Annotated in this window: 8 protein-coding genes; 1 reads left to right on the top strand and 7 read right to left on the bottom strand. The window is 30.2% G+C overall.

The features are described from left to right. Positions 1-7 precede the first annotated feature (7 nt). From OW730_RS07840 to OW730_RS07815, 6 genes are all read right to left on the bottom strand, one after another. Positions 8-919: a glycosyltransferase gene (locus OW730_RS07840; RefSeq protein ID WP_271228495.1), complete on the bottom strand. Its 912-nt coding sequence runs from the start codon at positions 917-919 to the stop codon at positions 8-10. 34 nt (positions 920-953) lie between these two features. Beyond that, positions 954-1,802 carry a mannose-1-phosphate guanylyltransferase gene (locus tag OW730_RS07835; protein WP_271228494.1) on the bottom strand — a complete coding sequence of 283 codons (849 nt, stop codon included), beginning with the start codon at positions 1,800-1,802 and terminating at the stop codon, positions 954-956. 13 nt (positions 1,803-1,815) lie between these two features. Next, positions 1,816-2,490 carry a sugar transferase gene (locus tag OW730_RS07830; protein WP_442945438.1) on the bottom strand — a complete coding sequence of 225 codons (675 nt, stop codon included), beginning with the start codon at positions 2,488-2,490 and terminating at the stop codon, positions 1,816-1,818. Positions 2,491-2,738: 248 nt separating this feature from the next. Further along, on the bottom strand, positions 2,739-4,559 hold the full coding sequence (locus tag OW730_RS07825; RefSeq protein ID WP_271228492.1) for an O-antigen ligase family protein: 1,821 nt from the start codon (positions 4,557-4,559) through the stop codon (positions 2,739-2,741). A gap of 366 nt (positions 4,560-4,925) precedes the next feature. After that, positions 4,926-9,545, bottom strand: coding sequence for a DUF5050 domain-containing protein (locus OW730_RS07820; RefSeq protein WP_271228491.1), 4,620 nt, complete (start codon positions 9,543-9,545; stop codon positions 4,926-4,928). Between the two features lie 187 nt (positions 9,546-9,732). Continuing rightward, entirely contained in the window at positions 9,733-11,406 is a 1,674-nt protein-coding gene (locus OW730_RS07815; protein WP_271228490.1) for a hypothetical protein, read from the bottom strand. A gap of 122 nt (positions 11,407-11,528) precedes the next feature. Here OW730_RS07815 and OW730_RS07810 point away from each other — a divergent pair, with 122 nt between their 5' ends. Further along, positions 11,529-11,930, top strand: a complete 402-nt coding sequence (locus OW730_RS07810) for a hypothetical protein (protein ID WP_271228489.1) — start codon at positions 11,529-11,531, stop codon at positions 11,928-11,930. 24 nt (positions 11,931-11,954) lie between these two features. On the opposite strand, the gene OW730_RS07805 is transcribed toward OW730_RS07810, so the two are convergent. Further along, positions 11,955-13,271 (bottom strand): ABC transporter permease, encoded by a 1,317-nt coding sequence (locus OW730_RS07805; protein WP_271228488.1) that lies wholly within the window; start codon positions 13,269-13,271, stop codon positions 11,955-11,957. Between the last annotated feature and the right edge of the window lie 12 nt (positions 13,272-13,283).

Here is a 13,283-nt window from a genome sequence, read left to right as displayed (position 1 = left end):
TCCAACTTTAGTTTATTCTATCCCAGTATAACTGGTTTGAAGAAAATTCTCTTATTTTCTTCCTAGATATTTTTTCATATTTTTGACCAAATTTATTCCCTAAAAATCTAGCTGCAAAATTTGGAACCACTCTAACTAAAACTTTATAATTTTTCTCTTTTAGAGATTGAGTTAAAATATATTTTAATAGTGAAATTGCACTACTATTTGCTCCATAATCACCAAGATAACTATGTTGTCTTAAAAATACCCCTTGATCAAAATATCTTTTAAACAACTGTTTAAACGTGTATTGATGAGAATGAATAACTTCAGCTTCAGCACAATACATAATCTTGTAGCCATTTTTAATTAGTTTATGAGCAAAATACATATCCTCATTAGTTAGCAAATCTTTCCCATCGTATCCATTTAACTCTTCAAATATTTTTCTATCAATAGCTGATGCAACATCTGAAAAGAAGAAAGTCATTATACCTAATTTTTCAATGTCTTCTTTACATACAACCCTACTTTGTGATGGGTAATTTTTCATTCTAGTATATTTTTCTATTGAATTGTTATCACATATTTGACGTGAAAATGCCGCTTGACAATTTCCTTCTCTAATATTTTTAGTTAATTTATATAACCATAATTCATCATTTATTATAATATCTTGAGTAATAAAAACAATAATATCTCCTTTAGACGTTAGTGCCGCATGTTCTCTTGTTAAACTGTGCGAAAATTCAACTGGTGAAATTTTTTCGTAATAAGCCCCTAATCTGTTCAAAATTTCTTCTGTTTTATCCCCACACTCAGTTAAAATATACTTTATTTCTAATATTTCTATATTTTTTTGATTCATTATACTTGAATGTAGTTTCTCTATATATGATTCCGCTTTATATAACGGACATATTATACTAATTGACATTACTCTTCCTCCATTCTACTTCTGCACCTATTATTTATGATATACCTACAACTTGTTCAATCCCCACATCATTCCAATCAAATTCTCCTGGAATAACAAATATTGAATCAACCTTCTCCATAATTCCATAATCTACAGAAATAGCATCAACATTATCATATTTTTCTTGAAGTACCGTTTCATAATCATTTTCACAAGTAACAGCAATTACACTTAATACTTCAAATGTATTTTCAAGATATTTCTGAGTTAATTTAAGAATATTTATTGTTTTCCAAATAAACATCCCACTATTCCACAAATAATTTCTATCAATTAGATACTTTTTCGCCTTAATCAAATCAGGCTTCTCAACAAATTTTTCAACTTTTCTAACCTTATGATCATCTTGAAGCTTCACTACATTCCCAAAGTTAATATACCCATATCCAGTTTCTGGTCTATCTGGTTTCATTCCCACAGTTATTATTGCTTCATTTTTGTCACAAACAAACTTATCTGCACTTTTTAAAACCTTTAAAAACTCATCTTCATCTTTAATAAGATGATCAGCTGGCAATACAGCCATTGTTGCATTAGGATATTTTTTATTTATGTGAAATGCCGATAGCGCTATACATGGTGCAGTATTTTTTCTATATGGCTCAATAATAATATTTTCTTTCGGTAGATCAGGTAGCTGTTCTTCAACTAAAGAAACATACTTCTTAACAGTTACAACAAAAACTTTTTCAATTGGTATCAGTGGCAGCACTCTATCAACAGTCATTTGAATCATTGTCCTATCACCAAATAACTTCAAAAACTGTTTAGGTTTCGCTTCTGTTGATAATGGACTAAGCCTGCTCCCTTTTCCACCAGCCATTATTAAAGCACATAACATATGCTGTCCTCCTCTATCTCGCTCCTATTCTATTAAATACAACTCCAACAGTTTTTAAAATTATTACTATATCTCCTAAAACAGTTCTCTTATCTATATACTCCATATCAAGAAGAACTCTCTCTTCATAAGTTGTATCACTTCTTCCGCTAACTTGCCATAAACCTGTTAACCCTGGTTTAGCACTTAAAAATTTATCTCCATATACTCCGTATTTCTCTATTTCTCTTTCTACTATTGGTCTTGGACCAACTATTGTCATATCACCTTTAAGAATATTAATCAACTGCGGTAGTTCATCCAAACTTGACTCTCTTAAAAACTTACCTATCTTAGTTATTCTAGGATCATTCTCTAATTTAAAATTCTTCTCAAACTCTTCTTTTTGCTCTGGAGTGAAATTTTCCATCATCTCTTTTGCATTTTCATACATACTTCTAAATTTATAAACCTTTATAGGCTTCCCATTCATTCCAAGTCTAGTATGTCCAAAAATAACCTTTCCTTTTGATCCAACTTTTATTGAAATCCCAATAATTAAAAAAACTGGACTGAGGACAATTAAACCAGCTAAAGCCCCAATGATATCTATCACTCTCTTTATAGAAAAATACCATAAATTAGGCCACACAACCTCCGTGGAATACTCATTAACAAATTCTTCTAACTGCAAATTCGGTTCCATAATACCCCTCCATCTTATAATTAATATTCATACTGATTTACTAGAAACTAAAACTATAATAAAATCTTAAGACTCAATTCAACCAATATTTCCCTATTTTTTATATTTATTATCAACCCTCGGCAATTTTAACACACAGCCTTCTTTTCTGTCAACTTTTTCTTTACCTTACATTTTTCGACTTTAATTTTAGTGATTATTCAGTTTTCAAATTTATTGAATTTAATTTTATTTCTCATTATATAGAGATTCTACCGTGAAGTTTCAATACTTATCTTTGTTATATACATAGTAGCAAATCCAATACCTATTAACATAAAGAATATCGGTGCAACAGATACTCTATTATCATTAATAACTCCTGTTACAAGATATCCGCAAATAGCAGCTGCTGTGGCTGAAGATATTATGAACTCTTCCCTAATTCCTCTTTTGAAAATATTTATTATTAAATAATTAAACAGATAAAATAGAATAATACTCATAAATATGATTAATGCCAATATTCCATTATCTAAAGCTATCTGAAGATACACATTATGAGGCTTATCCACTATGTGGTTCATATCACTATAACCGTATAACTTCCCTATAAAATCATGTTGCGGAAAGTTAATAATAAATGTATCTGGTCCATATCCAATAAACTTAGCATTCTTTAAAACAGGTATACTTCTCGACCATATATATCCTCTTACAGTAAGCAACCTCTCCTTACCATTGAATCCCCATTTTTCAATAGGTGTATTTTCTATCTCATTAAACCTATTATTAATCAGTTTTATAGAATATTTTGTAAGATCATACCAAAAACGTATTCTTCCTTTTTCCACTGTTAATATAAAATCATTATTATGTTTTGCTAATCTTATCTTATAGTCCTTATACCTCTCATCCTTTAGAGTAAATTCAAGCTTTTCATTTATTGTATATTCAATCAGATTAGCGTCTGCATCTTTTATCTTCACACTTCCCTCTAACATGGAAAACACAATTGACTCACTATTTGTTACAAATCCTTTTCTATTCTCTTCATTAATAACTTCTCTTAATTCTGTTGCTGTATTTATATCAAATTCTTTATTCTCTGAAAAAAGTTCTTTAATATTATGTGTAATTACTCCTAAGTTCTTCTTAGCTTGTTCACCAATCTTATTCTTCAGTGCTAGGTTAACTCCTACTACTATAACACATAAGCTCAATCCTATTATTAAAGCCTTTTTCCAGCTAGTTAATACTTTTCTTAATGTAAATATTAAAACGATAGCAATTCCGAAAATCGCTCCTCCTAATCCCCCTCTTGATTCACATATAATTAATGTATACGTAGATATTGCAAATACAATTCCATATGCGATTTTACTAAGTATTTTTTCACTTAATAATGTAAGACCAAGTGTTAAAGGAACTATCATTGCATAGTAACTTCCCATGTAATCTTTATGATATAGTGTTCCATATACTAGATTTTTGAATTTCAGTTTACCTAATTCTTTACTTAAATCTGAATTAAACATAAACATTATCTTTCTTCCCAGTTCGCTCTGCCATAAATCCTTTCCAACTGATTGGAATATTGCTATAGCTGAAATAATTAAGGAACCTACTAATAAACAGTTTATAATTATCTTTACATCATATTTATCTTTTATTAAAAGTATTGCTGATAAAAACACCACAATATATGATAATTGAGTTAACATCCCTTGATTAGACTCAACAAATCCAAATACAGCAACAGCTTTATTTGCTGAGAAAATTGTAGAAGCAATTATTAAAAGTGCGTATATTCCTGAAAGGATAAAGATAACCTTTTGCTTCTTTAACTTCTCTAGAACTTCCTTATCAGTAAAAAACTTATATATTACTATAAACATTAGAATAATAGCAATTATCCCTAAGGCTTGACTTTTATAATATGTAAAAAAGTCATACCATATTGTTTTACCATTCCAATGCTTATAAAAATCACCTTTTAGTACTAACCTCTTAGCTTGTACAATTAATGGATATATCATTGCTAAAAAAATAAACGGCAATAGATATTTCCTTTCTTTAAAAAAACTTTTCATACAACTTCCTCCCAAAAATCCCATATTAATGCATCGGTTAATTATTTTTACATAATAAGATAAATTACACCAACTATTATGTTATCACATTTTTATTCATTTGTTAATAATTATATAAATTCGTCACAATTCTTTAATATATTTAATAATTTAATTATAACTTGTTATTCTTTTTCATTCAATGTCAACAATTTGCTCCTCCTAGCTTTTTTTTCCTTTCTCCTCTTTTAAAGCTTGTTTTATGGTTAATAAACTATACAAATTAACATATACTTAACTTTCATTTAACCATTGCTCACTTTCCATGAAAATCTAACTACTTATAAAAAAAAGAGAAGAATTCCAAAGAATTCTCCTCTTTTATTCTTAATATCCCATTATAACAGCATCGCTTCCATCTGCTGGTATTCTAAGTTTAACTTGTTTATTCATTATTACACCATTGATTGTAATCTGAATATTTCTTGTTTCACCTGTTAATGCCCCAGCATCTGCTCCGCTTGTAAGAACAATAACATCCCAATCTATTCCGTTACTGTTTCTCTTAACATCAAAGTTATAAGTTATTCCATCATATGTTATAGAATCAGTAAACATATTTGCATCGGTATCAAATACTTTTACATCTATATCTCCTTCTGAATCTATATTAACACCTCTTGAACTTATTACAGCTCTGTTGCTTAATGGTACTGTTACACTTGTAATAAACTTCTTAGCCTTTATAGTTATGAAATGAGTTACATCTCCTGGAAGTGGTCCTGATTCATTCATGATTGTAGCTTTAAGAACAAGACCTGATTTATCATCTGGATTTTCTCCTGATGGTCTGTATATTGTACCAATATTGTTTCCTTGGGTTTCAACATACTTTGCAACTGCGCCTTCATCTTTTACTTCCCATTTAATAGTAAAGTTGTAATCTGTTTTATAACCAAATTCTGTTGGTAACCAGATATCTTGATCTATCTCATTTACATTTACTTGAGCACTATGGTTATTGAAGAATCTTAATTTCTTCAAGAAGTTCTTAGTTAATTCAATCTGCTCATAGATTTTCAAATCATCATTCTTATGAGGAACACCTAATTGAATTAATAGGTTTCTAAAATCTCTTACGTTTTTATCAATTTCACTCTGAGTAACAATATCTGTTCTATATGGACTGTTTATCTTATCAAGCATAGTTTGAGCTTCTTCAAGCTTCTCCTTTAACAGATCCACTTCAAGCTCTAAAACATTACCTGAAGCAATTGCTACAGTAGCATCTTCAATAATCTGTTCAAGTTCACTTGTATCAACATATACAGATATCAATGCTACTTCTCTTAAGTTACCCACCTTATCAGCTATCATTATTTTGTAGTTTAAGTGATCTTTTTGAGTATCAGGTTTAATAGCATTAGATGGTAATAGTGTTGTAACACCACTTAGTATTGAGAATTTATATGCAGCCTTAATTCTAACAGCATCTTCTAATTGCTCTATTGTTGTCAAGTTATCTAATTGATATGATATATAAATATCTGCATTTTCATACTTACTCTGGAATCTAATAGGTTCACCAGATTTTATATATTTATTATCACCGTCAATGAAATCTTGAATAACAACTGGTGGTTTGTTATCAACTGTCAATGTACCATTTGAAACAGCTGATACCCCAATATCATTTATTATAACTAATTTATATTTAATATTTGGAGCATAAAATTTACTGTTTATCTTCTCTAAATCTCCCTCTGGTGAATATATGAATCCTGTAGGAACTGGCATAATTCTAGTACTTCCATCACCTTCAAGTTTCGTAATATATCCATTTTCCACTGCTGGATGTCCATCTTTAAATGGCCAAGGACCATTCTGTTTCAACCATGTTTTAGCATCATACAACCATGTTTTTGCATCTTTTAACCATGTTTCATCTATATAATCCTTATATCCTTTATTTCCACCATATCCAGGCTCTTCAAACTTACTTTCCCAAACAGGTACTAAGTATGCCACTTCTCCTGGTTTAGGTGTAACTCCTAAAGTAACTGTTTCTCCATACTTTTTAGTTTCTGTTTTTAATCCTGGATCATATGGAAGTTCTTCTGATGTTACTGCTATAGTTCCTGGTTCACTAACTGCCCAACCAAGTATAAGTGGACTCTGTCCTCTATTATCAGCTGATCCTTTGTCAGTGTATCTGCTTACTAAGAATAAATCATAATCAGTACCCAATAACAGATTACCAAAACTATCAATATTCATCATTACCTTATCTTCAACTGTTTCATCTTGATATCTTCTTCCGATCCAAGAGTTCCCTGATACCTTTTTAGAGTCAAAAGGTATTATATCATCTGCTTGTAATTTTAACTGAGCTCCTTTTGATGTAAGATAAATATAATTATCTATTACTGCTTTATTATTAGTTACTCTCATCTCTTCAATAAAGAAATCTCTTCCATCAATTCCTAATCCCTCATCATCTATATCCCTTACAGGTTTATGAATTGAGTTAGTTATGACAGGCGCTTCCCCTACTGTAAATTTAGTTCCCTGGCTCTCAGCCTTTCCATGTCTTTTAATGCTTATATAATATTCTTTAGTTCCATACCTATCAAGATCAACACTTTGGAATATCCCTTTATTATGAATTCCATATCTAGCTACAACAGTTGTTCTTAATAGCTTGGTTAAATCTTTATCTGCATAAAGATTTAAGATATCTCCTTCTTGGAGTTTTGGAGGATTATTAACCTCATCATTCTTTACTGGCAAACTGTATACCTCAATATGTCCGTTTCTAGCGCCAGCATTATTGTATATTGCAATGGTAGTTGTTTCATTTAACATTTCTGATGGTATTCTCATAGTAAGTTCAATAAATTGATTATATCCAATAAGTTTCCCTCTATACGTTCTAACACCATCTCTTATCTTAACATCTTTCTTATCCCACTGAACAACAATCTGTTGAATTCTGTTGTCACTCATAATTCCTGTAACCTTAGTAGGAAGGTGTTCATTTTCAAGCCACTCTATGGTCTCATTAACCTGTTCATAAGGTACAAGTATATTTATATCATCAACCTGCACTACCTTCTTATCACTCACAACCTTCTTTACTTCAACTGGTTTTATTTTACCATTAGTATCGATAGGTACAGTAAACATGTCCCCTTTACTTACAAAATAGATTGTATTGTAAGCAATATTTATATAGGTTACTGGTTCAAATGTTAATCTTGTATTCTGTGTTCCATCAGTTTTAATTTTATATAGTCTGTTTGAATCCTTGGCATTACTATAGTAAATCCAATCATCTACAACATTGAAGAAATACCCTCTCTCAAACTTTGAAACTACACTGTTTAAATCCTGAGTTTCTTTTGAACCATCTGATCTTACTTTTCTAAGTTCACCTTTATTATTGGTATAATATATCCAGTCATCCACTACTTGAATTGAACTAGCACCTTCATCACTTAATCTTTTTCTGTAGGTACCACTGGTATTAACAGCGTAAACTCTGTGATGATCATTTATATTACTGTAATATATCCATTCCCCTACATAGTTCAAGAAAAAGGCTTCATCTCTAACATTATTGCTTAAAGGATGTCCATGCTTGTTTCCTTTATTATCTTCTGTTGCATCACTGCCATCTTTTCTTATTCTTGTGATACGCCCATTATCTGAGTAATTACTATAATATACGTAATCTCCTACAATTGTAATAAATGCACTATATTCATCATTAAGCTTCTGTTTGTAAGAACCATCAACCTTCATTCTATACAACTTAGCCTTATCTCTGTAATTACTATAGTATATCCACTCATCTACAACATTTATATACTGAGCGAAATCATCACTTATTACACCATGGAATAAACCATTTGTATCATATTTATAAAGTCTATTCTTATCGCCAGTATTATTATAAAAGATATATCCATTTTCATCTGATGCAACATATCCGTTATTTACTATATTTCCAGCAGAATTTCCTTCTCCTTTTTGATCAAATAATTTCAACTTACGTACAAATGTACCTTCCAAATAACTACTAAACTCCGCTTCTGCTATTTTGGTCATTGAACCACTGAATAGTGTAATCTTTTCATTACTATCTGGAGATGAAAAGATCATTGCCTCATCTATCTTATAATAAGAGCTGCTCTTACCTGTCTTAAAATATTCAACCCCTTCTAGCCATCTTACTTCCTTAACCTTAACCATAATAACCTTTTTTGAAGGATCTTTAGCATTAATTGTTGTTTGAATTTTTATTTCAGGATCTACTCTCTTAAATTCCGATTCATCACTATCCCATATATACTGAATCCTTTCTCCATTAGGATCTATATATATCAATGGTTTTCTAAAATTATATTCCGGTGGTAATTTTGTTCCATCTACGTATCCAAATCCCAGTACATCTTTAATCTTATTCTTCATATAATCATCAATATAGAAAACTTTATAGTTTCCTTTTAAGATTTCATTTTTCTTAGAAGTATTATTAGCTATGTACTCAATTGAATAAGCTTCATTCCCAATAATTATCAACCCTTCTTCAGCAGGAAGTCCAGCATAGAAGTTCTTTGTTTCAAAAGGAATCTTAATACCATGTGGAAGATACTCTCCATCAACTGATTTTACTCCTTTACCAACAGTGATTGTATAAGTCTTTCCTTGTTTATAATTTGCCTGTGACTCTACAGTAACAATTCTTTTATCCTTAGGATCGAGTTTTACCAAAGCATTAACAACATGCCCCTTATCATCAGTCACTTGAAAATATTTATTGTTAACTGTAGATAAATCCAGTTCAACACTAAACTTTATAGTGAATACTTTATCAATATTAACATTCTTTATTTTCTTTTTTGTGATGAAAGTTGTTGGTTCACCATAACTTTTTTGTGGTATAACAAATATGTTTATAATAATCAACATAATTACCAAAAAACATATTTTTCTTTTGCTCATATCATCCCTCCTACTTAATAGTCTATACGTCTATTTTCGTTTGATTATCTACGTTACTTAATGATTAAAATATATATATATTGGCTCTCAAAACCTACTCTGGTAAATATTTAAGGTTTAGCAATAAAACAGACTGTTTCCTATTTCAAATAGTAATGATGATTAAAAGCAGAAAGATTTTTTTTAATTAATAGCTTATATTAATTCCATCATCATATTTATCTATAATCTCTCCAAAATATCCTTGTAATTGCTCTATTTTTAAAATATAGTCTTCATCCTGTCTCATTCCATCAAAGTCTAAAATCAAACTTCTTCCATTTTCAAGTTTTGCACCACTACATGATAATATAACTTTTCTATTATCTCCATCATAGTGTTCTAGCACATAATTATTTACATCCAAATTTTTTCCTGTTGTTTTTAATTCACTGCTAAATGTAATTTTCAGTTTGCTCTGACTTAAAAAATCAACGCTATCTATATCGAAATATCTAGGTCTATTTGAATATCCCACATAAGCAACTGCTTCAGTATCATACATTTCACCATATATATTTTTAATATTTTGAAGGATTCTTACTTTATATCCTTTTTTATCATTCAGCTTAATTGAAAAATACAGTTTTGCTCTATTTTGAGTTATCTCATCAAAATATACCGCTGTTGGCTGGAAAGTCATATAATATTCACTGTTTCTGCTCTCAATCAAATAATTATATTTTGTACATGCACTATTGTAGTCCATTTTTTCATCAAAAATTATTTCCACAGTTTTTTCATCAACAACTTTAGCATCAAATTTCAATGTATTTTCTCTAACTTGATTGATATCAAACTCATAATTATTAATATCAATTCTTCTTACCTTACTATAATCCTTAACACCACTAATTCTTAATCTATATTTCCCAAATTGTGAAATATCATTAGTTAACTTTATTCTTACCTTATTTCCATCTCTTCTAACAATTGATGAAACCTCTAAAACATTGTCATTTGGAGTGTGTATTATGTAATTCCATTTTGATTCAGAACTCACCTTATCTGGAAGAGAATTAAAAGTTAATTCTAATGTATTCTTATTTATTGCTTCAACTTTATCAATTCCAAACTCTTTTCCTTCAGTATTTGTATTAAGTAATACAATTTGCTCTTTACCTTCATTAATTCGTGTATCATGCTTGCTTTTAAGCTCACCAATTACTTTTAATGAATATATCCTATCTTCACGAAATTTATTTTCCAGCAATCTTAGGGTTACAATATTTTCATTACCATCTATGGTCTTCAAGTCCATAGTATCGTAGCTTCCTTTTATTATATTTCCTTCATTGTCCACAATTTCATAAAAAATTGGTATTAAAGCTTTTTCATCAATTCCTTGATTGAATTTTATATTAATTAAGTTTGACGTAATTACTTCTGTATCTTCTATTCTGAAATAACTATTTCTTGATTCTTCAGTAGTAAAGTATATTTTGTATGAGTTGTCTAACTCCTCATTCTTGCTGTTCATTATATTCTTATAAATATTTAAAATATATGTGTTTCCTGATTCATACTTATTTAAATTTATAACCTGAAGCGTTTTATTATCTACGAGGTCATAAACAACAGTATCTACCCTCTTACCGTACATATCTGTTACAAATACTTTGTCCATACTTAAAGAAACTTCATCAATAGCCTTATTAAATTTGATTGTCCACATTTTATCTATAGGCTGCTTTTCTTCAATTATTTTAGTGATTTCATTATTCATTTCAGCACTAGCAATTTTTGTACTAATTGATAAAAAAGAAATAACTGTCATAAATAAAATTATAAACTTGTTTATTTTTTTATTAGTTATCAACACACTTTTACCTCCATCTTGATTTTTACCTTTATTATATCATATTTTGATTTATTTTTTGCCCCATATTTTTACACTAATTTTTCTTATACAATTTATGCATACTATGAATGAGGTGACCAATTATGAAAAAATTATTATATTTCTTTTTATCAATATGTATATTTACAATGACCTCTTGTACAGGTGAATACGGCGGAGAGAATAGTGATAAAAACAAGAACAACAATGCTGAAATATCCTATTTTGCAGAATTTTCTTTTCTCCCCAAATATCCAGGAGCACAAAAAATTTCATTCACAGAATCTACTGAAGAAGGCATCTTATCAAAAGCAGAATATTCATTACCCCCTAGTGACACAAAATCAAGTACAGATAAATATGCCTCAATTTTAGAAAAAGACGGATGGGAAACTGATCGTGATGAACATCCAAATTTCATTGTTGCCCGAAAATCTGACCACCTTGCTTCAATTCTATTTGACGATACGGAAGGAGAACTTAAACTTATTATTAGCGCTAAATAAAAAAGAGCCTTAGCTCTTTTTTATTTAGTCATTTTTAATTGCTTCTAATGCACTTAACTTCATTGCTTTTCTAGCTGGAAGATATCCAGATATTAATCCTATGAAAGCAGTAAACAATAAAGCTGACGCAGCTAACCAGAATGGTATAATTGATAATTTAACTGGTTCTCCACCCATTCCTGGTCCCATATTTTTACCTAACATATTTAAGAAATGGGATGCTATAAAGCTGACGCCGAGTCCAATGGTACCACCTATAAGTCCTATAGATGCTGATTCCAATAAGAACAGTCTCTTTATGTCCTTTATTCTAGCACCTATAACCTTCATTACTCCAATCTCTTTTCTTCTTTCATAGATTGCCATTATCATAGTATTAGTTATACCTATTGCTGCAACTAACAGAGATATAGCACCTATTCCTCCAAAGATCATCTGAACCATGGCACTTTGTTTTTTCATGTCCTCTACCCAGTCAAGCATACATGTTGCATTATATCCATTATTCTTTAACTTCTCTTGGACCGCCTTTACATTTTTAACGTCATTTACTTTGACCCTTATTTGGCTGTATCCTTCATCTCTTTTTCTCTTATATGTTCCTTTTTTTCTCTCATAACTTGTCTTAATTTTCTTAAGCTGCTCTATGTCCATGTAGACATATCCATTAGTTCTCCAGTCACCCTGCTTTAAGATACCAACACATTCAATCTTTTCAGGTTTAACCTTCTTAGTTCCATCATTATAGTTATATCCATAACTTTGATCAAATGTATAATACAATCTATCCTCTAGCATGTTAACATCTGGAACTCTCTCTTCTTGATCCATTCCTCGTCCATATCCACCATACATCCTCATTCCATCATCTTGGTTCTTAGGATTCATGAATCTGAATGGAACTTCCATCCCTACAACTATAGCATTTCTATCGTCTTTCGAAATCATCCTGCCTTTTTCTATCTCAATACCAAATTTATCTGCTACTGACATATCCATACCAACAATATTTACATTGGCTCTATATTTTCCTGATATCATAAGCATGTAATCTTCCTGCATAGGTGTTACAGCTTCAACATTATCCATTCCTTTTATTTCTTCAAGGGCTTTCCCCTCAATTACATATTGTCCGTTACTGTTTTTCTTTGCATTTCCATCATAGCTTGGTCTAATATCGATTATAGTAACATCACCCATGCTATCCACGAAGTCTTGTGTACTTTTTGTCATAGCAATACCTAAAGATACCATTACAACTATAGAAACCGTTCCTATAACTATCCCCAACGCAGTAAGAAATGTTCTGAGTTTTCTCCTCATCAGGTTCTTGATTCCCATTCTAAACAGATC

Source organism: Oceanirhabdus sp. W0125-5 (assembly GCF_027938815.1).
Classification (GTDB): domain Bacteria; phylum Bacillota; class Clostridia; order Clostridiales; family Clostridiaceae; genus Oceanirhabdus.
The sequence above is the reverse complement of the archived record's forward strand: the minus strand, read 5'-3'. Positions and strand labels throughout refer to the sequence as shown.

Excerpts from the sequence above, each read along its gene's own strand:
- OW730_RS07835 (WP_271228494.1), bottom strand. The coding sequence starts at position 1,802 with ATGTTATGTGCTTTAATAATGGCTGGTGGAAAAGGGAGCAGGCTTAGT.
- OW730_RS07810 (WP_271228489.1), top strand. The coding sequence starts at position 11,529 with ATGAAAAAATTATTATATTTCTTTTTATCAATATGTATATTTACAATG.
- OW730_RS07825 (WP_271228492.1), bottom strand. The coding sequence starts at position 4,559 with ATGAAAAGTTTTTTTAAAGAAAGGAAATATCTATTGCCGTTTATTTTT.
- OW730_RS07820 (WP_271228491.1), bottom strand. The coding sequence starts at position 9,545 with ATGAGCAAAAGAAAAATATGTTTTTTGGTAATTATGTTGATTATTATA.
- OW730_RS07805 (WP_271228488.1), bottom strand. The coding sequence starts at position 13,271 with ATGGGAATCAAGAACCTGATGAGGAGAAAACTCAGAACATTTCTTACT.
- OW730_RS07840 (WP_271228495.1), bottom strand. The coding sequence starts at position 919 with ATGTCAATTAGTATAATATGTCCGTTATATAAAGCGGAATCATATATA.